The sequence below is a fragment of the Rathayibacter agropyri genome (assembly GCF_013249015.1).
Lineage (GTDB): Bacteria > Actinomycetota > Actinomycetes > Actinomycetales > Microbacteriaceae > Rathayibacter > Rathayibacter agropyri.
Genome location: NZ_JABRPL010000002.1, coordinates 89,246 through 111,582 on the forward strand (window position 1 = coordinate 89,246; position 22,337 = coordinate 111,582).

Below are 22,337 nucleotides of genomic sequence, written 5' to 3' on the forward strand. Positions count from 1 at the left end.
CAGCGGCACTGTCAGGACGTGGCGGGCTCGCCACCGACCGGCACGGGAGCGCCGGCCTGGCCGGAACTCTGCGTCGGAGCCTGCGCGGCCGGGGCCTCGGCGGGAGCCGCCGGGCGCGGACGCGACGCATAGGTTTCGAAGGAGCCGCGCGGGTACTCACGGGCCTCGATCGAGGCGATGTCGCGGCCGAGCCAGAGGTTGTTCCACCATCCCCCGACGACGCGGAACTTGCGCTCCCAGGACGGCATCGCAACGCCGTGGTAGCCGCGGTGCATGACCCAGGCGGGGAAACCCTTGATCGAGAGCTTGCCGGACTGGAAGACACCGATGCCGATGCCCAAGCCCGCAACCGCTCCAGCATTCTTGTGGAAGTAGTCGACCGGCTTCTCGCCGCGCAGGACCGCGGTGATGTTCTTGGCCATCAGCTTGCCCTGGCGGACGGCGTGCTGCGCATTGGGGACGCAGAAGCCGCCGACACCGCCGCCGGTGAGGTCGGGGACCGCCGTCGCATCGCCTGCACCCCAGGCACCCTCGATGATCACGTCGTCGTGGCCGACGCGCAGGTCGGCCCGTACACGCAGACGGCCGCGCTCCTCGATAGGGAGGTCTGAGTTCTTGATCGACGGGTTGGCCATCACGCCCGCGGTCCAGATGATGAGGTCCGACTCGAAGCTCTCACCGGTGGAGAGCTGGATGACGCCGTTCTCGGCCGACTTCAGCTGCGTGTCGAGGTGGACGGTGGCGCCGCGCTCATCGAGATTCTTCAGCACCCAGTGGCTGGTCTCGAGGGCGACCTCGGGCATGATCCGCCCCATCGCCTCGATGAGGTGGAACTGCGTCTCCTCGAAGTCGATCTCGGGGTAGCGCTTGAGCAGGGCGCTCGCGAAGGAGCGCAGCTCGGCGAAGACCTCGATGCCGGCGAAACCGCCCCCGACGACCGTGACGGTCAGCAGACGGGAGCGCTCGGGGCCGGCCGGGAGAGTGGCGGCCTTGTCGAAGTTGGTCAGGATGCGGTCGCGGATGGCGATCGCCTCCTCGATCGTCTTGAGGCCGATGGCGTTGTCGGCGACGCCCGGGATCGGGAACGTACGCGAGACGGAGCCGGCAGTGACGACGATCTGGTCGTAGACGAACTCGTACGGCTCCCCGACCGTCGGGGTGATTGTCGCCGTGCGAGCGGCGTGGTCGATCTTCGTTACCTTGGCGGCGAGGATCGCGGTCTTCTTCAGGTGGCGTCGGAGCGAGACGATCGCGTGGCGAGGCTCGATCGAGCCGGCCGCGACCTCGGGGAGGAAGGGCAAATACGCCATGTAGGGCAGGGGGTCGACGATCGTGACCTCTGCCTCGTTCGGGCGGAGCTGCTTCTCGAGCTTCCACGCGGTGTAGAAACCGGCGTAGCCGCCTCCGACGATCAGAATTTTGGGCACGGGTGAATCTCCAAGGGGAATGGACAATGCGAACACCCCCATTAACGCGAAGTGCCCGCTCTCGATGCGGTGGCAGCACTGACCCCGACTGGGGACGAGCTTAGCGAAATAGGAGGGGCTACACGGCGAGCGCCGTGCAGGCGCAGCGCTCCGGGGACCAGCCGGCCCGCCCCAGGGCCAGGTCGCCGATCGGATTGACGCCGGGGCCGGCGGCGAGAGCGTGCGCGGCCAGCGCGTGCAGGCACTTCACCCGGGTGGGCATCCCGCCAGAGGAGATGCCGGCGATCTCGGGTACGGAGGCGACACTCTCGCGGTCGGCGAGGAACGCCCGGTGCGCGGCTGCGTACGCCGCACGCAGCGTGTCCTCCTGGGCGAGAAGCGCGGTGTACTCGACCATCACCTGCGTCGCCTCAAGCTGCGAGATCGCGGCTGTGGCTGCGGGGTGCGTCAGGTAGTAGAAGGTCGGAAATGGCGTGCCGTCAGACAGGCGCGGGCTGGTCGACACGACCGTCGGGTTACCGCAGACGCAACGGGCGCTGATCCCGATCACGTCGCGGGCGGGGCGGCCGAGCTGCGCGGAGACGACCGCGATATCGCGCTCGGACGGCGGATCGAAGGGGGGCGTGGTCACGGGGGCTCCAGAGGACAAACGGCCGGGAGGACGTTTCAGTGTACGCAGGCGTGCGGCGCAGCCTCAGGGAGCGGGAGTCAGCTCCTGCGCCGTCGGCTCACCGAGGCCGGAGACCGCGATCGAGGAGAGCAGCGAGCCGGCCCAGTCGGTCGGTGTCTCCTGCACGGTATCGCTGGCGGGCTGCTCGGCCTGCTGGGCGACGGCGATGTCGTCGAGCACGAGGTAGCTGACCTCGCCAGGCATCACGAAGTAGAGGCGCTCGCGCGCCTGAGCGCGGATGAACGCGGGGTCGGACCAGCGCGTCCTCTCCTCATCGAGATTCTGCGACTGCGTCTTGGCGGCGTCGACCGTGCGCTGCAGGTCGGCGATCGCGGCACGCTGCTCCACGAAATTCTTGATACCGGGAGCGAGAACGAAGACCGCCAAGATCATGATGGCCATCACCACAAGGGTGAATCCGGAGCCGCGCAGACCGGCGATCCAGGCGGAGGAGGGTGCGGCTGGCGGCTGTTTCGGGCGGGGGGCGCGAGGTGCGGAAGCGGCGTCAGACGTCGATCCGGAGCCCTTCACCGACCGCGTCGCTGTCGTCGTCTTCTGCGGTGCGGCGGCCGGAGCCGCGGCGGGTCGACGCGGTGCGCTGCCGGGAGCGGAGGGGCGGCGGGGCGGTTGGGCCATGAGCGAATACCTCCTCGAGCGCGATGAAGTGGGACAGGACGAGCAGCGGCCCCGGCGCCCACACCGACGTGCTGAGGCTCCGGGGCCGTTCCGGCGGGGAGAGACTACGCCGAGAAGCGCGGGAAGGCCGAGCGACCCGCGTAGGTCGCCGCACCTCCCAGGATCTCCTCGATGCGCAGCAGCTGGTTGTACTTCGCCACGCGGTCCGAGCGGGCGGGGGCACCGGTCTTGATCTGGCCGGCGTCCGTCGCGACCGCGAGGTCGGCGATGGTCGTGTCCTCGGTCTCGCCGGAGCGGTGCGAGAGGATCGCGGTCATGCCGCTGCGCTGGGCCAGGGCCACGGCGTCCAGCGTCTCGGTGAGCGTGCCGATCTGGTTCACCTTGACCAGGATCGAGTTGCCGGCCTTCTCGGCGATGCCGCGAGCAAGGCGGACCGGGTTGGTGACGTAGAGGTCATCGCCGACGAGCTGCACCTTGTCACCGAGGGTCTCGGTGAGGTGCGTCCAGCCGGCCCAGTCGTCCTCGGCCAGCGGGTCCTCGATCGAGACCAGCGGGTAGTTGGCGACGAGGTCGCTGTAGTACGCCGACAACTCCTCGGCCGAGAGCTTCTTGCCCTCGAACGCGTACGCGCCGTCCTCGAAGAACTCGGAGGAGGCGACGTCGAGCGCGAGGCCGATGTCCTTCCCGGGGGTGAAGCCGGCTGCCTCGACAGCCTTGAGGATGAAGTCGAGCGCCTCGCGGTTGGTAGGCAGGTCGGGGGCGAAGCCGCCCTCGTCGCCGAGGCCGGTCGCGAAGCCCGCCTTCTTCAGCTGCGACTTGAGTGCATGGTAAATCTCCACGCCCCAGCGCAGGCCTTCCGAGAACGACTCGGCGCCCAGCGGGACGGCCATGAACTCCTGGATGTCGACGCCGGTGTCGGCGTGCGCGCCTCCGTTGATGATGTTCATCAGGGGCACGGGCAGGGTGTGCGCGTTCGGGCCGCCGACGTAGCGGAAGAGGTCGAGGTCGGCCGACTGGGCCGCGGCCTTCGCGACGGCGAGGCTGACTCCGAGGATCGCGTTGGCGCCCAGGCGCGACTTGTTCTCGGTGCCGTCGAGTTCGATCAGCTCGGCGTCGATGAGGCGCTGGTCGGTGGCGTCGAAGCCCTCGATGGCCGGGCCGATCTCGTCGATGACGGCGTCGACAGCCTTCTGTACGCCCTTGCCGAGGTAGCGCTCAGCGTCGCCGTCGCGCAGCTCGTACGCCTCGAACGCGCCGGTGGAGGCACCGGACGGAACGGCCGCTCGCGAGGACGCGCCGTCCTCGAGCAGGACCTCGACCTCGACGGTGGGGTTGCCACGCGAGTCCAGAATTTCTCGGGCGACGACTGCCTCGATAAGGGCCACAACTATCTCCTCTTGACGGGTGGGCTCCCGGAGGATGGGAGCGGTCGGGAAGGAGTCTACTGACCGCCTCCGAACCGCAGGAGCCCCCGCGCGGTCCTAGACTCCCAGGGCCCGATCGGCCGGACGGCCTCGGCGCTCCCGCCCCACCGGAGGTTCCCCATGACCACGACCGCCGCCGACCACGTCAACCGCCTCACCGCCGTCGTTCCGGACTTCCCCAGCCCGGGCATCCTGTTCCGCGACCTGACGCCGGTCTTCGGCGACGGTGAGGCACTCCGCGCGGTCGCCGACGCACTGATCGAGCCGTACCGCGGCCGGATCGACGCGATCGCAGGGGTGGAGGCGCGCGGCTTTCTCCTCGCCGCCGCCGCTGCCTATTCCGCAGGACTCGGCGTGGTCACGATCCGTAAGCCCGGCAAGCTGCCGCGGGCGGTCCTGCGGGAACGGGCGACTCTCGAGTACGGCGAGACGACGCTCGAGGTCCACGTGGATGCGGCCCCGCGCGGCTCCCGCCTGCTGCTGGTCGATGACGTGCTCGCGACCGGTGGCACGCTCGACGCGAGCCGCCGTCTCATCGACCGCGCCGGCTGGCGCCTCGAGGGCATCGCCGTCGTCATGGAGCTCGACGGGCTCGGCGGCCGCGAAGTGCTGGCCGGCCACCGCGTCGACGCGATCCTCACCGTCTGACCTGCCCCGTCGCTCCTGCTCTCCCGTCCCGCGAGATGCCACTTGCGCGACAGGCCGGCGGAGGCATACCCAAGAGGCATCTCACGGGAGGGTCAGGTGAGGGAGAGGGACATGCGGGAGAGGACGAAGGTCTCGATCACCTGAACCGCCATGTAGAGGACGAGCGAGACGGCCGTCACGAGCACGACGGCCGACCAGACGTCGGCGAAGCGGGCCTGCGCCGACCAGGCGTTGATCGCCCCGCCGATGCCGGAGCCGGTGGAGAGCCACTCGGCGAGGAGCGCGCCGGTGATCGCTCCGGGAACCGAAATGCGAATCGCGGCGAAGAGCGAGGGCAGTGAGCCGGGGATCGCGACCTTGCGGATCGCGGTGAGAGTACCGCCTCCATAGACCGCAACGACGTCGAGCATTTGCGGCGAGGCGTTGTTGAGGCCGAAGGCGATGGTCACCAGCGCGGGGAACAGCACGACGATCCCACCGATGACGGCGACGGAGGCGATCGAACCGGTGCCGAAGACCAGGATGATCAGCGGCGCCATAGCGATCAGCGGTACCGAGCGGAGCAGCATCGCGAACGGCATCAGCGCGTGCTCGAGGCCCTTGGAGAGCCGGAAGAGGATCGCGCCGAGAATCGCCACGATGAGCCCCGCCGCGAAGCCGATCAGCGCGTCGCCGATGGTCACCGCGAAAAGGCCCCCGAGTTCGGCGCGGTGCTCCGCTGCCTTCGCGTCCGTGACGAGGTGGTTCCAGACGTCCCACGGCCCCTTGACGACGTACGACGAGACTCCACTGAAGAGCACGACGCCGATCCAGATTGCCAACACGATCACGATCGTCGAGAGGGCGACGAACAGGCTCCTCCGAAGGCTCTTCAGCGTGGCGCCGAAGGCGGCCGTGCGCAGCTGCTTCCGCAGCTCGTCAACCGCGAGGATCGAGGTGGCCGTCGACTGCTCAGTCCGGTCGGGGACGGTGGTCGTCATGGTCATGCCCGCTTTCCGGAGGACCAGGGCGCAACGAGGCGCCCGATCCCCCCGACGATGCCGTAGCCAAGGAGCGCGACGCCCGCGCAGAGGAGGAACAGGGCCCAGACGCGGGGCGAGTTCAGCGAGACCTGCGCCGCGACCAGGATCGGCCCCACGCCCGTCTCGATCTTGCCGAAGTACTCGCCGAGGATGGCACCGAGGAAGGCCGCGGGCACCGCGATTTGCAGCGCCGACAAGATGTTGGGCAGCGCCGCGATCAAGCGGACCTTGCGTAGCTGGGTGAAGCGCGAGCCTCCGTACACCGTGACCACGTCGAGCGCCGCCTTGTCGGCCGCCTTGAGCCCGAGCAGGCTGCCGACGACGGTCGTGAAGAAGACCGACAGCCCGGCGAGGAAGATCGCGGTGCCGCTCGGACGGCCCGGGGCGTCCGCACCGCCGAGGATCAGCAGCACGATCGCGCCGATGGCGACGATCGGCACGCAGTAGGTGATGACCGCGAGCTGCGAGACGACCCCCTCCAGCCAGGGCAGGACCAGCACCAGCGCCGAGAGCACCAGCGCGACCAGGTTGCCCCAGAAGTAGCCGACCGCAGCCTCGCCGATCGTCACGGAGAAGTTGCGCCAGTAGAAGCCGGCGCCGTCCTCCATCGCCGTCTGCACAACCTGAACGGGGGTTGGGACCGGGGCGTACGTCGCGGCTCCGGTCGGGGCGGTCACGAGCGCGATGATCCACCAGGCGGCGACGATGACGGCGAGGCCGATCAGGCCGCTCAACCAGGGCGGGAGAGACAGGACGCGGCGCGGTGCGGCGGGGAGCGTGGTGACCACGGGGCTCTAGACCTGGTCGTCCGTGGCCGCGCCGCCGTCGCCGAAGAGCAGCTCCGATGCCTGGTCGACGTAGGCGTGGAACTCGGGGGTGCGCTGCATCTCGGGAGTGCGCGGGCGGGGCAGGTCGATGTCGAGAATCTCCTTGACCCGGCCGGGCCGCGGGCTCATCACGGCGACGCGGTCCGAGAGGAAGATCGCCTCCGAGATGCCGTGTGTGACGAGCAGAGTCGTCGCCGACTTCTCGGTCCAGATCCGCAGCAACTCGAGGTTGAGCTTCTGCCGCGTCATGTCATCGAGCGCGCCGAACGGCTCGTCGAGCAGCAGCACGTCGGGCTTAAGGATGAGACAGCGGGCGATCGACACGCGCTGGCGCATGCCTCCCGAGAGCTGAGCAGGTTTGGCTTTCTCGAAGCCGCGCAGACCCACGAGGTCGATGAGTTCGTCGACGTACGCCTGGTCGACCGGCTTCCCCGCGATCTCGAACGGCAATCGGATGTTCGCCGTCACGCTGCGCCACGGCAGGAGGGCATGGTCCTGGAAGGCGATGCCGAGTTTGTTGTCGCGGCGCAGCTCCTGCGGGGTGCGGCCGTCGACCCGAATGGATCCGGCGGTCGGCTCCTCCAGCCCGGCGAGGATGCGCAGGATCGTCGATTTGCCGCAGCCCGAGGGGCCCAGGAGCGCGAGAAAGCTGCCCTGATCGGTGTGCAGATCGGTGTCGTGCAGCGCCGCGACGCTGCGCGAGCCCATCCGGAACGTCTTCGACAGACCGTGGATCTGGATGCCGGTGCCGCCGGCACCCTGGTCGCGCAGGGTGCCGGCGTCGGTCGTGTCGGTCACGAGTTGTGCCCTCCGTGGATCAGGATCAGGCCGCGTACTTCAGCAGATCGGGGTTCGCCTCGTAGACCTCGGCGAGGAGGGTCAGGTCGAAGAGATCCTCGGCCGTCACGTCGATCCCGGCACCCGCAAGGGACGCGATGGTCTCGCCCTGGAGCGTCGTGGAAATGGTGAAGAGGCCGTGTGTGACCGTCTCGTTGGAGACGACCAGCTCCTGGGCCTGGATGGTGGCGCCCTTCTTCGAGGACTCCTCGTTGAGGCCGAGGTCTTTGCCGTAGTTCTCGACGGCGAGCATCGCGCCCGCCTCCGGGTCGTTGACCGCGTCGGTCCAGCCCTTGATCTCGGCGACGAGGAACGCCTTCAGGGCCTCGCGCTTCTCGGCAATCGCCTGCTCGGTGACCGAGAAGGTCTCCGCGACGAACGGGAGGCCGTTATCGGCGAAGGGCAGGTTGACGACCTCATAGCCCTCGGCCGCGACCGTGATCGCCTCGTTGGTCAGGTACGCGATGAAGCCGTCGACGGTGCCGTTGACGAGAACCGAGGGGTCGTACTCGACCGGGACGACGGTGAGGTCGGATTCGGAGAGGCCGTTCGCCTTGAGCAGAGCCTGGAAGAGGGACGTGTTCGACGCTTGAACGCCGATCTTCTTACCCGCGAGGTCGGCCGGCGTGGCGATGTTGCCCGCGGTCGTGATCGAGAGGACCGTGAAGGGGTTCTTCTGATAGGTCGCGCCAATGATCTTCAGCGGCGCTTCCTGCTGGGCGATCGCGGTGCCGATCGAGACGGCGTCGCTCAGCGCAACATCCGCACCGCCCGAGAGCAGTTCGGCGACACCGGTCGACGGGCCGGGGGTGAGAGTGACGCCCGAGAGGCCGGCGGCGGTGAAGTAGCCCTTCGAGTCGGCGAAGTATTCGCCCGCGAACTCCTCATTCTTGATCCAGGACAGCTGGACTTTTAGGGTGCCGAGGCTGCCGCCCTCGCCGGCCGCGGCACCGGAGGAATCGGACGCGCACGAGGCGAGGACGGAGGTTCCGCCGATTGCGAGGCCAGCCACGCCCGCCATGCGGAAAAGACTGCGGCGATCGAATTTCACGGCGGTGCGGAGGGGCGACAGGGTCAAAGGGGACTCCTCGGGTGGGATCGTCGGGCTGCTGCGGTGCGCGGGTCGCGGCGAGGTACCCGCGCGGGCACGCTACGACGCGCCGGTCGGGTGCCTCGACGCTATCCTTCGGAGATTTCTCAGGTGTGTCCGCAGATTTCACGGGTATTAAGGCGCTCACGGAACCGCCGAGGATCCGACCGTCCGCTCGCGGGCGACCGGCGGATCCTCAACACCTCAGCCGAGGTCTTTGAAGGCTAAATTCTCGACCTCGGTCGCCTCCCGCGGGACGAGCGCGAAGCGAGTGAAGCCCGCGGCGGCGGCCCGGTCGAGCAGCGGAGTGAGGTTCTTCGCCCGACGCTCGAGCCGCACGCGCGACCCCCGAGCGATCAACTCCTGTTTGAGTGCGAGCAGGTGCTCGGGCGCGGCGTCGCGCTCGTGCACCAGGACGACCGCATCGGCGCGGGCGGACTCGGTCGCCCCGATGAGCTCAACGATGCGCTCGAAGCCGATCGAGAAGCCGCAGGCCGGCACATCCTGGCCGAGGAAGCGGCCGATCATCCCGTCGTAGCGTCCGCCACCGCCGACTGAGGAGCCGGAGGACGGGTGCGCGATCTCAAAGATCGTGCCGGTGTAATACCCCATCCCGCGCACGAGGGTGGGGTCGAAGCGAAGCGAGACGCCAGCGGGCAGCGAGCGGAGCGACCGCGCGAGCGTGTCGAGCGCGAGCACCGCCTCCGGGTCGATCCCCTCGGGCAGCATGCTGAGGATCGCGGCATGCTCCAGTGCCACTCCCCCGGCGGCGACTGCTTCCTCGATCTGTGCGAGGTAGCCGCCCAGCACCGCCGCGGCGTCTGGACCGTCGGCTTCGAGCTCGGCTACCACTCCGGACGCTCCGATCTTGTCGAGCTTGTCGATCGAGATCAGCGCCGGGCCGAAGCGCTCGGGCGCGAAGCCGCAGTGTTCGAGAATTCCGGTGAGGATGCTGCGGTCGTTGATCCGGATGGTGCATTCGCGCAGACCCAGGGTGTCGAGAGCAGCGGCGGTCGCGGTGATCAGCTCGACCTCGGCCAACTGACCAGGCTCGCCGATGATGTCGATGTCGCACTGCACGAACTGCCGGTAGCGACCCTTCTGTGGGCGCTCCGCCCGCCACACCGGGGCGATCTGCACCGAGCGGAACACCGACGGCAGCTCGGCACGGTGCGAGGCGTAGAAGCGGGCGAGCGGCACGGTGAGGTCGAAGCGCAGGCCCAGGTCGGCGAGAGCGGAGGCGTCGGCGACGGCGGCGAGGTCGTCGCGGGTCAGCCCGCGGCGCAGCACGCTGAAGGCAAGCTTCTCGTTGTCACCGCCGAGGCCGGAGTGCAGGCGCTCGAAGTCTTCGACGACCGGGGTCTCGATCTCGTCGAACCCGTGCGCGGTGTACACGCGGCGGATGACGCCCAGCGCGTGCTCGCGCTTCGCCTTGTCTGCCGGGAGGAAATCGCGCATGCCGCGGGGCGGGGTGATCGGGGAGGCCATGACGGCGATTCTCCCAGATCGGCCGGGGCGGGTCGGCGACGGCTGCGGCTGCGGCTGCGGCTGCGGCTGCGACTGCGACGCAACGTCAGCTGAGACTGAGTCTCATCTGCCATCGTGGACGAGGTGCACTCTCAGCTGACGTTGCGCCGTCACCCCTCGCGCTGCTCCTGCTCCACCGCACGGATCTCGTCCTGCAGATCGCGGGTGGCGGCGCGCAGGGCGCGCTCGGCGTCGAGTCCCTGGGCCCGGGCGGAGGCAACGATGGCGAGCAGGAGCGGGCCGAGGTCCTCCTCCGACTCGATGGGCAGAGGACCCTGGCCCGCGTCGACGATGCCGAGCGTGGTCGCCTTGCCGATCACCTTGTCGGCGAGCGCCAGGGCGGGCATGCCCTGTGGGATACCGTCGAGGACGCTCGTGCGGTGCGGTTTCTCGGTGCGCTTAAGGTCGTCCCAGACGGCCATCACGTCGTCTGCTGTCTCGGCCGTCGCATCGCCGAAGACATACGGGTGGCGCCCGATCATCTTGGCGTTCATGTGGGCCGCGACGTCCTCGATGGTGAAGGGCTCGTCTCCCGCCGCCGCCAAGTCGGCGTGGAAGAGCACCTGGTAAAGCACGTCGCCCAGCTCCTCGATTAGATCGGCGCGGTCGCCCGCCTCGATCGCGTCGACCAGCTCGTGCGACTCCTCGATGAGGTAGCGCACGAGCGACTCGTGGGTCTGCTCGGCGTCCCACGGGCAGCCGCCCGGGGCGCGGAGGACATGGACGGTGCGGATGAGCTCGTCGAGCCGAGGGTGCGCGGTCACCCGGCCATCCTCGCATCCGGCGCGGTGCATCAGGCGTGGGCGAGACGGCGACGCGCGACGAAAAGGCAGCAGGCACACACGAGCGGCACCGCGGCGATCAGGGCGGGCGCGGAGAAGACGACCGCCGATGTAGCAGCACTGATGAGCACGCCGGCCAGGTTCCAGAGCAGCACCACTGCCCCGGCTCCGTCGCCGATCGGGAGCGGGATGGGGCCGAGCAGGGTCGGCGGGAGCGGCCCGCGCGTCGCGTCCACCGCACGCGCTGCGACGGCGACGACCCCTGTCACACAGGCGAGCGGCACCGCGGTGAGCAGCACCGCCCCTCCCGACAGGAGCAGCCAGGTGAGCAGCGCGCCGAGCACCGCACACCCAACCGCCAGGACGATCGGCAGCAGCCCATGCAAGAGAAGCAGCTCGAACGGCGGCGGCGCGAGGAACGCCGGCTGCCCGGCGGTCGCGGCGGCGTGGCGGAAGCCATCGCTCCACACTCCGGCGCCGAGGTAGGCGAGCACACCGGCGAGCGCGGCGGGCACCGCAAGGATCGAGGACGGCACGACCGCCGCGACGACCACGGCCGCCCCGGCCGCGGTGAGAGCGAGGACCGCGAGCGCGGAGCGGCCCGGCGTCCGCAGCGCCCCGATCGCGTCGCGCACCGGGACAGTGAGCGCGAAGGGAGCGACGCGGACCGCTCGCAGCCCCCTCCCCCGGCGCGGGAGTGCCCGGTAGCCGTCGAGCGACTCAGCGAGGTCCCCGGTCCATCCCAGCCTCGTGGTCGAGGACCACTGGCGTGCCTGAGCGAGCAGTGCGGGACCGCGGGCGACGTCGAGCATCCGCGGGGCGGTCGGGAGTAGAGCCGCGGCGAGAGCGCAGAGGACGATCGCCGCGTGCAGCGGATCCGGGCCACTCACCGCTGCGGCGACGAGTCCGCCCGGCGTGAGCGGAAGCAGACCGGGCAGTGGCAGTGCGAGCAGTGCGAGGGCCGCGAGTACCGCGGCGAGTATCGCCGTCAGTCGCGCCGGGAGGCACTGCCCGGCGAGCCACGCGAGAGCGAGCAGGACCGTGAAGGCGGCTCCCCCGATCACGGCGAGGTGGACCGCGGTCGCGGCGGCGAGCGCGAGGAGGGTGGAGGCGGCCGCGGCGGCAACCAGGAGCACCACCGTCGCCAGCAGCACGGGCCGGCGGAGAACGTGCCAGCGCCGCAGATCCGTCGCGAGCAGCACGGCCGTGATGTGCGGCTCGCCCACTGCGGGGCCGCGAACACGGCCAAGGAGGACGGCGGCGGGCAGAGCGACACCGGCGATGACGGCGACGGCAACCTCCGGAGCGAACGCGTGCGCGGCGCCCGCCTGCACTGCCAGCAGAGCGACGGCACGCGCGACCGGCAGGACGACGACGAGCACGGTCATCGCGGTCAGGTACCCCGCGTACGCCCGCGGTCTGCGCGGCGCAGCGGCCCTCGAGCGGAAGAAAGTCCTGACCTCGTCAATGCGGTTCACGGGCGCTCCAGCTCGACGATCCGCGCGTCCAGGCCGTCGATCAGAACCTGACTATGGGTCGCGACAAGGAGGGCTCTCGTCTGTGCCGCACGGCGGAGCACCCCCGCGACAAGTGGCACCCGCTCGACGTCGAGCCGCTGCTCCGGCTCATCGAGCAGCAGCACGCGCGCCGGCCGGGCGAGTACGAGGGCGAGCGAGAAGAGCTGGGTCTGGCCCGAGGAGAGCTCGTGCGGGAAGCGGCGGGCGAGCGGAGCGAGTCCCAGCTCGTCGAGGCCGGCCGCCGCATCGCGCCGGGCCACGGCGACCGCGGCACCCCACGACACGGCCACCATCGCGAGGTGCTCCTCGAGGGTGAGATCGCGCTCGAACGGGGGCCTGCCGATCAGTGCAGCCACGGCACGACGGTGCTCCCCCGATCGCTCGTCCGGCGCCCGGCCGACCACCCGGACGGTGCCGGTCGTCGCTGGAATCAGGCCGGCGAGCACGCGCAGGAGCGTCGTCTTGCCGGTCCCGTTGCGGCCCGTCACCGCGACGCGCTCGCCTACATCGACGGCCAGCGAGCACGGGGCGAGAAGCTCCGTCTCGGCCGAGCGCACGGCGACGTCCTGCACGACGACGAGCGGACCCGCGACCGGCTCGAGAGTACGGCGACGGCGAGCGGCGAGAATCGACATACTCCCATCCTCCCAGCCCGCCCCTGTCCCTATCGCGAGATGCCAGTTGGGTACGCGACGCCGGTCGGAGCGTACCCAAGAGGCATCTCGCGGAGCGGTGGCGGGGGCTCTCGGAGAGCGGAGGACGGGTTAGACGGGGACCGGCTCGGGGAAGATCGCGTCCAGGAGCGACGCGACCCACTGAATGAGGGCGCGGTCGTTGAGCGGCACGCCGTCGAGCACCGGCATCGGCACGACGACCGCATCGGCCTGCTGGAGGTACTTCGCACTCGGGTACATCCGGCGCAAACGCACCTGGATCGAGTCGGGCAGGTGCGCGGGAGCGACGCGGACGTTCGAGCCCATCGCGACCAGGTCGCTGAGGCCCGCCTTCTGCGCGCGCATGCGCAACCGCGACACCAGGATGAGGTTCTCGACCGCCTCGGGCAGCTCGCCGTACCGGTCGGTGAGCTCTTCGACGACCAGGTCGATGCTCCCCTCCTTCGCGGTCGGCGACGACGCAGCCGAGAGCTTCTGGTATGCCTCCAGCCGTAGGCGCTCGCTGTCCACGTACTCCTCCGGGATCCGGGCATCGACGGGCAGCTCGAGCCGCAGCTCCGTCTGCCCCTCGGCGACCTCGCCGCGGAAGGTGTCGACGGCCTCGCCGATCATCCGCAGGTAGAGGTCGAAGCCCACACCCTGGATGTGACCAGACTGCTCGCCGCCGAGCAGGTTGCCGGCGCCGCGAATCTCGAGGTCTTTGAGCGCGATCTGCATGCCGCCGCCGAGGTCGGAGTTGGCGGAGAGGGTGTGCAGCCGGTCGTGCGCGGTCTCACTGAGCGGCGTCGTCTCGTCGTAGAGCAGGTAGGCATAGGCGCGCTCCCGCCCACGACCGACACGCCCACGCAGCTGGTGCAACTGCGACAGCCCGTACTTGTCGGCGCGATCAACGATGAGGGTGTTCGCGTTCGGGATGTCGAGACCGGTCTCAACGATGGTGGTCGAGACGAGCACGTCGAACTTGCGTTCCCAGAAGTCGACGATGATCCGCTCCAGCTGGGCCTCGCTGAGCTTGCCGTGGGCGACGGCGATGCGCGCCTCCGGCACCAGTTCGGCGAGCTGGGAGGCGGCACGGTTGATCGTCGAGACCCGGTTGTGCACGAAGAACACCTGCCCCTCGCGCAGTAGCTCGCGCCGGATTGCAGCTGAGATCTGCTTCTCAGAATACGGGCCGACGAAGGTGAGAATCGGGTGGCGCTCCTCGGGCGGAGTAGCGAGAGTCGACATTTCGCGGATGCCCGTCACCGCCATTTCGAGCGTCCGCGGGATCGGCGTGGCGCTCATCGAGAGGATGTCGACGTTCTTTTTCAGCGCCTTCAGCTTGTCCTTGTGCTCGACACCAAAGCGCTGCTCCTCATCGATCACGAGCAGACCCAGGTCTTTGAAGACGATGGTGTCGCTGAGGAGCCGGTGGGTCGCGATAACCATGTCGACTGTGCCGTCGGCGAGGCCCTCGATCGTCTCCTTCGACTCCTTCGCGCTCTGAAAACGACTCAGGGCTCTCAGGTGCACGGGGAAACCGGCGAAACGCTCCTGGAATGTCTCGAGGTGCTGACGCACGAGCAGCGTGGTCGGTACGAGCATCGCGACCTGCTTGCCGTCCTGGATCGCTTTGAACGCCGCGCGCACGGCGACCTCGGTCTTGCCGAAGCCGACATCGCCCGAAAGCAGGCGGTCCATCGGGATTGGCCGCTCCATGTCGGCCTTGACCTCGTCGATCACGGTGAGTTGGTCGGGTGTCTCGGCGAAGGGGAACGCCTCCTCCAGCTCCCGCTGCCACGGGGTATCCGGCGGGAACGCGTGCCCGCGCGAGGCCATCCGTGCGGAGTAGAGCTTCACCAATTCGACGGCGATGTCACGGACGGCGCGACGCGCCTTGCTCTTGGCCTGCGCCCAGTCACTCCCGCCCATCTTGCTCAGCGCCGGGGCCTCGCCGCCGACATAGCGCGAGAGCAGGTCGAGCTGATCGGTGGGGACGAGAAGCTTGTCTCCTGGGAAGCCGCGCTTGCTCGGCGCGTACTCGAGCACCAGATACTCGCGGCGGGTCTTCACGGCGTTGCGGCCTCCGCTGGAGACCTCGCGCTGCGAGAGCTCGACGAAGCGGCCGATGCCGTGGGTGGCGTGCACGACGTAGTCGCCGGGGGTGAGCTGCAGCGGATCGACGACGTTCTTGCGGCGCGACGCAAGCTTCTTCACGGCGCGGGAGTCGTAGCCGACGGCACGGCCGTAGAACTCGGTGTCGGTGAGCAGAGCGAGCTTCGCCTCCTCGACCTCGAAGCCGTGGTCGACGGACGCCTGCACGACGTAAGCCAGGCCGGTCTCCAAGCCCGCGGGCAGGTCGGGGACGATCCGCGCGGCGACCTCGTGCTCGGCGAGCACCTGATCGGTGCGCTCGACCGTGCCCACGCCCGGGGCGGTCAGGACGACAGTCCAGCCCTCGGCGAGGCGCGCGCGGACGTGCGCAAGAGCGCTCTCGACGCTCGCGCCGAAGCCGGGGACGGGCTCGCCCTCAACCCGCACGGCGAGGATCTCGTCGATGCCAAGCTCCTCCGGCAGCACCTCGGCCTCGCCCGCGGCGGGGCCCTGGCGGAAGGTACTCATCGTCCACCACGGGTGGTCGGGAGCGTCGGCGCCGGGAGCGCTGAACTTCACGGAGTCGCGCAGCGCGCCCAGCGACATGAACTCGCCCGAGGCAAGGTCGATCGGCGCCTCCGCCCCGGCGGTCGCCGCACTCCACGCCGCCTGGAGGAACTCGCGGTTCGTCTCGGCGAGGCTGATCGCGCGGGTCGCGACGCGCTCGGGGGCGAGCACGGCCACGGCAGCACCCTCGGGCAGGTAGTGCGAGACGGGGACGAGCCGCTCCAGCAGCGCCGGCGCCAGCGACTCCATGCCCTCGACCGGGATGCCCTCGGCGATCTTCGCGAGCATCGCTGACAGACTGGGGAACTCGTGCAGCATCTCGCGCGCCCGCTGCCGCACCGCGGGCGCCAGCAGCAACTCGCGGCTCGGCGGCAGGACCACGGAATCGGCCTCGCCCGGGAGCGAACGTTGATCGGCCACCGAGAAGCCGCGGATGGAGTCGACCTCGTCGCCGAAGAAGTCCACGCGGCTCGGGTGCTCGGCCACGGCCGGGAACACGTCGAGGATGCCGCCGCGCACCGCGAACTCACCGCGGCGGGTGACCATGTCGACTCGGGCGTAAGCGAGATCGACCAGCTCGGCCGAGATCCGGCCCAGGTCATAGCCCCGCGCGCCCTTCACCAGGCGGATCGGCTCGATGTCGGCCAGGTTGTCGGCGACCGGCTGCAGGGCGGCGCGCACCGAGGCCACGACCACCAGCGGACGCTCCCCCGTCCAGTGCTTCATCCTCCGCAGCGCATCGAGGCGACGGCCGACGATCTCGGCGCTCGGGCTCAGGCGCTCGTGCGGGAGCGTCTCCCAGGCGGGGAACTCGACGACATCCGCTTCGGGGAGGACACAGCCCAGAGAGGCGCGGACGTTCTCGGAGTCGCGGCCGGTCGCCGTCACGACGAGCACGGCCTGCGGATGTCCCGCCTCCGCCCGGCGCCCGAGCAAGCCCGCGAGCAGAGGGACCCGGAGGCCGTCGGCGACCGAGAAGTCGGCGTCCCGCACCGCGTACGCCAGAGCATCGTCAAACGTGGAGGCGCGCGACAGCGCCGAGATGATCTCGTTGAGAGGCACGGAGGCGAGTTTACGGTGCTCATTGAGCGCCGGTCCCTGCCCGGCGCTGCGCGGTTGGCCTAGGGAGGTGGTCGCGTCTCGCGGAGCGTCCTGCGTTCGGCTGCTCAGAATCGCTGGCACTCGATTCTGAGTCGCGCCTTGTGGAGCGCGCGAAGCGGGGGCGGTGAGGGAACCCTGGTTAGGGGCGGGTGTGGAACTTGAGTTGGGCGGACGCGAGGCCGGAGTCGGCGATCAGTTCGACGGCGTCGGCCGCGTCCGAGACGAGCAGCGGTAGCGCCTCACGCTCCGGACCGGCGAAGTCACGGAGGACGAAGTCGGCGGCCTGCTGGCGACCGGGCGGGCGGCCGATGCCGACCCGAACCCGCAGGAACTTCGCTCCGCCTGTCGCCGCGAGGATGTCACGGATACCGTTGTGGCCCCCGTGGCCGCCGCCCTGCTTCAACCGCAGGGTGTCGAAGGGGATGTCCAGCTCGTCGTGCACGACGATCAGGTGCGACGGGTCGAGCGAGAAGAAGTCGAGGAGCTGCGCCGTCGGTCCGCCCGAGACGTTCATGAAGCTGTTGGCCTTGCCGAGCACCAGCTTCGGGCCGCCGGGCCGGAGGAACCCCTCGGCGACCACGGCGTTCGCACGGTTGTGTCGGCGGAACGAGCCGCCGATCCGCGTCGCGAGTTCGTCGAGCACCATCTGGCCGACGTTGTGCCGGTTGCGCGCGTACTGCGCACCCGGGTTGCCCAGTCCAACGACCAGCCAGGTCTCGCCCATGTCGTTCCTCTTCCTCAGGTTCCGGCAGAGAAACGCTCCGCCAGACACGGAACGGGCCCGCCGCGATCGCGAGCGGGCCCGTCCTCACCGGTCGTGCGGACTACTCCGCCTTCTCTGCGACGACGTCGCCCGAGGCGGGAGTCTCGTCCTCGTCGCCCAGGTCCTGCTCGACCTCGGCGGTGACGTTGACGATGAGTACCTCGGCGTCGGTGACGAGGGTGGCACCCTCCGGCAGCATGACGTCGGCTGCCGAGATCTGGGTGCCGGCCTCGAGGCCCTCGACCGAGACGACGATGTTCTGCGGGATGCGCGTGGCGTCGACCTCGAGCGAGAGCGTGTTCGACTCGATCGAGACGAGCGTGCCGGGAGCGGCGTCGCCCTCGATGTGCACCGGAATGTCGACCTCCACCTTCTCGCCCTTGTTGATGACGACGAGGTCGATGTGCTCAATGATCTGGCGGACCGGGTCGCGCTGGATGTCCTTCACCAGGGTGGTCTGCTCTGCGCCCTCGATGTCGAGTTCGAGAATCGCGTTCGCCTTACGGGTAAGCAGCAGAACCTGGTGGCCCGGGAGAGTGAGGTGCTGGGGCTCGGTGCCGTGGCCGTAGAGGACAGCGGGGATCTTGTTCTGCGCGCGGATCTTGCGGGCGGCGCCCTTGCCGAACGAGGTGCGGACCTCGACGACAACCTTGTTGGTCAGTTCAGCCATGATGTTCTCCTTGGGCGACGCACAGCGCCACCGGATCGGGTCGTGGCCGACGGCCACGGACGGGTTTCGACTCGAACGCAGGTCAGCGTGAGGAAAAGTCCGTGGCGCCCAGGAGGGGCCTCGCCTACTTCCACCGCGTCGATCACGGATGCACGTGCATCCCTCGCCGAAGTTCAGCTGCCGATCCTACCCGGCGTCCGCCCTGCCCGCCAGCAGGCCGCGGGGACGTTCCGCTCAGACGACGCACGTCCAGGCCCACTGACTACCGTTCCCCTATGACGAGTGATGACTTCGGCTCCTACGTCGAAAAGAACGGCTTCCACCGCGACACCACTTACATTCCCACGCGGATCACCGCCGATGGCCGCGACGGCTACCCGGTCGAGGCGGGGCGCTATCGTCTCGTGGTTTCCCGCGCCTGCCCGTGGGCGAATCGCGCCGTCATCGTGCGACGGCTGCTCGGACTCGAGGACGCCCTGTCGATGGGGATCTGCGGACCGACTCACGATAAGCGCAGCTGGACCTTTGACCTCGATCCGGGCGGCGTCGATCCCGTTCTCGGCATTCCGCGCCTGCAGGACGCGTTCTTCGCCCGCTTCCCCGACTACCCGCGCGGGATCACCGTGCCGGCCCTCGTGGACATCCCGAGCGGGCAGGTCGTCACCAACGACTACCCCGTGATGACGCTCGATTTCTCCACCGAGTGGACCGCCTTCCACCGCGAGGGCGCCCCCGACCTCTACCCCCAGGAGCACCGGGACGAGATCGACGAGGTCGCGGAGGTGGTCTTCCACGACGTCAATAACGGCGTCTACATGTGCGGTTTCGCGGGTTCGCAGCGCTCCTACGAGCGGGCCTACGACCGCCTCTGGGCGCGCCTTGACTGGCTGGAGGAGCGGCTGAGCACCCGCCGCTACCTGGTCGGCGACACCATCACCGAGGCCGACATCCGCCTGTTCACCACGCTCGCCCGCTTCGACGTCGTCTACTACAGCCACTTCAAGGCCAACCGGAACCTGCTCTCGGCGATGCCCGCGCTCTGGGGTTACGCGCGGGACCTGTTCGCCACTCCGGGATTCGGCGACACCATCGACTTCGTGCACATCAAGTCGCACTACTACGAGGTGCAGCGCGACATCAATCCAACCGGAGTGGTGCCGAAGGGGCCTGACCTGTCCGGCTGGCTCGTCCCCTCTGGCCGCGAGGAGCTGGGCGGGCGTCCATTCGGCGACGGCACTCCCCCGCCCCCGCCGCTCCCGAGCGAGCAGGTCCCCGCGGGGCACGGGGCCTGAGCAGGCGGTCCTGAGCAGGCGGTCCTGAGCAGGCGGTCCTGAGCAGGCGGAGTCGTCGGGAGGACCACCCCGTGCTCGGGTACGTGATGCGGGTCCGAGCGGAACTCGGAGACCCGTTCACATTCGAGGTCGACGCCGACGCCCGCAACGAATTCGGGCAACGGATCTGGCTCCGACGCGAGGAGTCGCTGAATTTGGCGGACGCGTGGATGGTTCAGAACATCGATTGGCTTATCGCGTTCGCGGCACGCGGTCACGGCCGTCGCGACGTTGCTGGGCCGCTCAAGCCCGGCAACGTCCGCGCCGATCGCTTCTTCGACGGCCCGGCGCTCCGGGTGAACTCCCACCGCTCGCGGGACGTGCTGAACACCTAAGGGTGCGGGAGGCGTCTGCTACTTGTGAAACGTGGGTAGCCCCTTGCACGGGAACGGGCTGCCCGCAAATTTATGATCGGCCAATTGTCAGGGCTGATATTGAGGCTTATGCCAAATTCTCCTGAGTGTCATAGAACCCCAGGTCAGGGCACCTCCATTGAGCACGTAAAGCTATTCTGCATAAGCCTCAATGAGAGGCACTTTTGCCTCAGGGTTTTCCATGAGGACCGTACGCGTGAGAGGCTCCGCACCGCCGAAAGCTGAACCGTCCGGCTTGTGCGGTTCTACGGCGATCAGAGAGTTGCGTCCTGATCGAGACAATAGAATTCGTCGCCACCTTCTTGGATGACCTGATGCACGCGATTGAGATTGCAGAGCGTAAGCCGCACGTATGCAGGTACTTTCGTCAGCAGCTCTTGCAGTTCGATTCTCCAAGGCATCTTCTCAGCTTCGCATCGAGGCGGCTGAATGTATATCTCTTGCCGATCTATGGGCAAACGCTGCTGGAAGCCAATCTGAAGCGGAGACGTGCTGTCGTCCGCCAGGGCCGAGATGTAGCGTCGCACGTCCTCCGTCGAGTGCTGATCGCTGTCGTAGCCGACACGGAAGCTGATGGGAGGCAGACCCTCACGCTTGTCGCCATCAAGGCAGTCCAGTTGGAGGCCCCGAGCGGTTTTTCCGACTCCCAGTGCCCGGGCACGGCGGCGAATCGGAGCCAGAGGCAGTCGGCTCAGGACCGCGCGGCGGCGATCGCCGCGAGGATTTCCTCGGACGCTCGTGTCACATGACCGAGGTCGCTGTCGAGACGGGCGGCCCGGGTGACGAAGCTGCCGACTCCGACAGCGGTCACTCCCGCGGCGAACCAGGCGCGGACGTTCTGCGACGTGGTGCCACCCGCAGGCAGGATCGGCGCCTGTGGCAGCGGTGCGAGTAATGCCTTCACGTAGTTCGGTCCAGCCGGTCCGGTCGGAAAGAGCTTCACGATGTCGGCCCCCGCCTCCAGCGTCTGCACGACCTCGGTCGGGGTGCACGCCCCGCTGATCGTCACGGCCTGGTAGCGGTTCGCCGTGCGGATCATCGCGGGGTCGAGGTTCGGGCTGACGAGGATGCTCGCACCGGCCTGAACTGCCGCGAAGGCCGCCTGGGCGTCGAGGACGGTGCCCGCTCCGATGGCGACGCCCTTCTTGGCGTACTGGGCCGAGAGGATGCTGATCACCCCGAGCGCGCCGGGGAACGAGAGCGTGATCTCGACGGCCCGGAAGCCGCCGGCCACCGCGGCACGGGAAACGGCGAGGGCCTCCTCGGCACTGGTGGGGCGGACGATCAGCACGGCGCCGGTCTGGACGATGGTCGCGAGGACTTCGTGTTTGCTTAACATCGAGGCACACCGTAGCCCGAATCATCACAGAAAGCCATACCTGTATGCAAACAGGCGCGAGATCACCCCTACAGTGGAAACGATGACTGTCCCGCCCCCACTCATCCCGGAGCAGCGCCACCAGGAGATCCTGCGTCTGCTGCGCGGCGCCGGAGTTCTCAGCATTCGCCACCTCGGCGAACGGTTGAACGTGTCGCATATGACGATCCGGCGCGATATCTCGACGCTCGAGGAGTCGGGCCGCGTCATCCCGGTGCAGGGCGGCGTAAGGCTCAACGGCGCACTCGGATCGGAGCCGCCGCGCGAGCGAGGCTCGCGGGTCGGTCTTGAGCTGCCGCGCAAGCAAGCCATCGGACGACGGGCCGCAGAGTTCGTCGAGGATGACATGGTCGTCTTCCTCGACGCGGGCACCACGTGCGAGGCGATCGTGCCGTTCCTCCTCGGCCGGCGCGGTCTGACCGTCGTGACGAACGACTTCTTCACCGTGCTGGCGTTGCTGCCGCACCCCGAGATCACGACGATCCACACGGGCGGAGTCGTCGATGCCTCCAGCGGATCCGCCAGTGGTCCGCTCGCCGCGGCCACTGTGGCCGGGCTCAGTCTCGACCTGTTCTTCGTCAGCACCGGTGCCTGGGATCTCGCCCACGGCGTGACCACGCCGGAGACCGACAAGGTGCTGCTGAAGCATTCGGCGCGAGAGGCGGCCTCCACCTGCGTCCTCGTAGCCGACAGCACGAAGTTCGGTCTCTTCGAGCGCTTCAAGGCGCTTCCGCTGGATGCGCTCGACGGGATTGTCAGCGACTGCGGTCTGCCGGAGGGGAGCCGAACCTCTGTGCTCGACTGCGGCCTCGAGCTCGTGCTCGCCGAGTTCTGACCGCCGCACTCGCCCGCCTGCGCGTCCGGGCCCGGCCCGCACAGCCGTGCGCCCGCTGCACGACCGATGTGCAGATCCTCGACCCGGTCGCTCCGGGCGCCGCAGAACAGCCGGGGCTAGCCTGGGAATGACCCTGAACCCGAACGTCGAGGAGAACCGTGTCT

Annotated in this window: 21 protein-coding genes; 4 read left to right on the top strand and 17 right to left on the bottom strand. The window is 69.0% G+C overall.

What is annotated here, in order from left to right; translation table 11 throughout:
• Nucleotides 1–11: 11 nt before the first annotated feature.
• From HRF29_RS06015 to eno, 4 genes are all read right to left on the bottom strand, one after another.
• A complete protein-coding gene (locus HRF29_RS06015) occupies nt 12–1,427 on the bottom strand; it encodes an FAD-dependent oxidoreductase (protein WP_173246286.1) in 1,416 nt (471 codons plus the stop codon).
• 118 nt (nt 1,428–1,545) lie between these two features.
• Nucleotides 1,546–2,058, bottom strand: a complete 513-nt coding sequence (locus HRF29_RS06020) for a DUF501 domain-containing protein (protein WP_173246288.1) — start codon at nt 2,056–2,058, stop codon at nt 1,546–1,548.
• Nucleotides 2,059–2,121: 63 nt separating this feature from the next.
• Nucleotides 2,122–2,733: an FtsB family cell division protein gene (locus HRF29_RS06025; RefSeq protein WP_173246290.1), complete on the bottom strand. Its 612-nt coding sequence runs from the start codon at nt 2,731–2,733 to the stop codon at nt 2,122–2,124.
• A 104-nt stretch (nt 2,734–2,837) separates the two neighbouring features.
• Nucleotides 2,838–4,118 carry a phosphopyruvate hydratase gene (gene eno, locus HRF29_RS06030; RefSeq protein WP_173246292.1) on the bottom strand — a complete coding sequence of 427 codons (1,281 nt, stop codon included), beginning with the start codon at nt 4,116–4,118 and terminating at the stop codon, nt 2,838–2,840.
• A gap of 159 nt (nt 4,119–4,277) precedes the next feature.
• Between eno and HRF29_RS06035 the strand changes: the two genes are divergently transcribed.
• Complete coding sequence (locus HRF29_RS06035; protein ID WP_173246294.1) at nt 4,278–4,805, top strand: adenine phosphoribosyltransferase; 528 nt, start codon at nt 4,278–4,280, stop codon at nt 4,803–4,805.
• A gap of 92 nt (nt 4,806–4,897) precedes the next feature.
• On the opposite strand, the gene HRF29_RS06040 is transcribed toward HRF29_RS06035, so the two are convergent.
• The 11 genes from HRF29_RS06040 to HRF29_RS06090 form a co-directional block, all read right to left on the bottom strand.
• Nucleotides 4,898–5,791 (bottom strand): ABC transporter permease, encoded by an 894-nt coding sequence (locus HRF29_RS06040; protein ID WP_173246297.1) that lies wholly within the window; start codon nt 5,789–5,791, stop codon nt 4,898–4,900.
• Complete coding sequence (locus HRF29_RS06045; protein ID WP_343043668.1) at nt 5,788–6,615, bottom strand: ABC transporter permease; 828 nt, start codon at nt 6,613–6,615, stop codon at nt 5,788–5,790. Before HRF29_RS06045 ends, HRF29_RS06040 begins: the two co-directional genes overlap by 4 nt.
• 6 nt (nt 6,616–6,621) lie before the next feature.
• On the bottom strand, nt 6,622–7,452 hold the full coding sequence (locus tag HRF29_RS06050) for an ABC transporter ATP-binding protein (protein WP_425503108.1): 831 nt from the start codon (nt 7,450–7,452) through the stop codon (nt 6,622–6,624).
• A 25-nt stretch (nt 7,453–7,477) separates the two neighbouring features.
• Nucleotides 7,478–8,569, bottom strand: coding sequence for an ABC transporter substrate-binding protein (locus tag HRF29_RS06055; RefSeq protein ID WP_246226785.1), 1,092 nt, complete (start codon nt 8,567–8,569; stop codon nt 7,478–7,480).
• A 216-nt stretch (nt 8,570–8,785) separates the two neighbouring features.
• Complete coding sequence (gene hisS / locus HRF29_RS06060) at nt 8,786–10,069, bottom strand: histidine--tRNA ligase (protein ID WP_173246301.1); 1,284 nt, start codon at nt 10,067–10,069, stop codon at nt 8,786–8,788.
• Between the two features lie 149 nt (nt 10,070–10,218).
• Nucleotides 10,219–10,872: a nucleoside triphosphate pyrophosphohydrolase gene (locus HRF29_RS06065; RefSeq protein ID WP_343043669.1), complete on the bottom strand. Its 654-nt coding sequence runs from the start codon at nt 10,870–10,872 to the stop codon at nt 10,219–10,221.
• Nucleotides 10,873–10,901: 29 nt separating this feature from the next.
• Nucleotides 10,902–12,368 carry a hypothetical protein gene (locus HRF29_RS06070; RefSeq protein ID WP_173246307.1) on the bottom strand — a complete coding sequence of 489 codons (1,467 nt, stop codon included), beginning with the start codon at nt 12,366–12,368 and terminating at the stop codon, nt 10,902–10,904.
• Nucleotides 12,365–13,042 carry an ABC transporter ATP-binding protein gene (locus HRF29_RS06075; protein ID WP_173246310.1) on the bottom strand — a complete coding sequence of 226 codons (678 nt, stop codon included), beginning with the start codon at nt 13,040–13,042 and terminating at the stop codon, nt 12,365–12,367. Before HRF29_RS06075 ends, HRF29_RS06070 begins: the two co-directional genes overlap by 4 nt.
• Before the next feature lie 129 nt (nt 13,043–13,171).
• Complete coding sequence (gene mfd / locus HRF29_RS06080; RefSeq protein ID WP_173246314.1) at nt 13,172–16,783, bottom strand: transcription-repair coupling factor; 3,612 nt, start codon at nt 16,781–16,783, stop codon at nt 13,172–13,174.
• Nucleotides 16,784–16,961: 178 nt separating this feature from the next.
• Complete coding sequence (gene pth, locus HRF29_RS06085; protein ID WP_173246317.1) at nt 16,962–17,546, bottom strand: aminoacyl-tRNA hydrolase; 585 nt, start codon at nt 17,544–17,546, stop codon at nt 16,962–16,964.
• A 100-nt stretch (nt 17,547–17,646) separates the two neighbouring features.
• A complete protein-coding gene (locus tag HRF29_RS06090) occupies nt 17,647–18,255 on the bottom strand; it encodes a 50S ribosomal protein L25/general stress protein Ctc (RefSeq protein ID WP_173246321.1) in 609 nt (202 codons plus the stop codon).
• A 275-nt stretch (nt 18,256–18,530) separates the two neighbouring features.
• Here HRF29_RS06090 and HRF29_RS06095 point away from each other — a divergent pair, with 275 nt between their 5' ends.
• Both HRF29_RS06095 and HRF29_RS14825 read left to right on the top strand, forming a co-directional pair.
• Nucleotides 18,531–19,547, top strand: coding sequence for a glutathione S-transferase family protein (locus HRF29_RS06095; protein ID WP_173246324.1), 1,017 nt, complete (start codon nt 18,531–18,533; stop codon nt 19,545–19,547).
• 71 nt (nt 19,548–19,618) lie between these two features.
• Complete coding sequence (locus HRF29_RS14825; protein ID WP_246226786.1) at nt 19,619–19,921, top strand: hypothetical protein; 303 nt, start codon at nt 19,619–19,621, stop codon at nt 19,919–19,921.
• Between the two features lie 293 nt (nt 19,922–20,214).
• Here HRF29_RS14825 and HRF29_RS06105 read toward each other — a convergent pair whose 3' ends face one another.
• Together HRF29_RS06105 and HRF29_RS06110 are read right to left on the bottom strand one after the other, a co-directional pair.
• Nucleotides 20,215–20,487, bottom strand: a complete 273-nt coding sequence (locus HRF29_RS06105; RefSeq protein WP_173246327.1) for a hypothetical protein — start codon at nt 20,485–20,487, stop codon at nt 20,215–20,217.
• A 164-nt stretch (nt 20,488–20,651) separates the two neighbouring features.
• Nucleotides 20,652–21,299, bottom strand: coding sequence for a bifunctional 4-hydroxy-2-oxoglutarate aldolase/2-dehydro-3-deoxy-phosphogluconate aldolase (locus tag HRF29_RS06110; protein WP_173246330.1), 648 nt, complete (start codon nt 21,297–21,299; stop codon nt 20,652–20,654).
• An 82-nt stretch (nt 21,300–21,381) separates the two neighbouring features.
• Here HRF29_RS06110 and HRF29_RS06115 point away from each other — a divergent pair, with 82 nt between their 5' ends.
• Nucleotides 21,382–22,173: a DeoR/GlpR family DNA-binding transcription regulator gene (locus tag HRF29_RS06115; RefSeq protein ID WP_173246335.1), complete on the top strand. Its 792-nt coding sequence runs from the start codon at nt 21,382–21,384 to the stop codon at nt 22,171–22,173.
• The last annotated feature ends 164 nt before the right edge of the window (nt 22,174–22,337 follow it).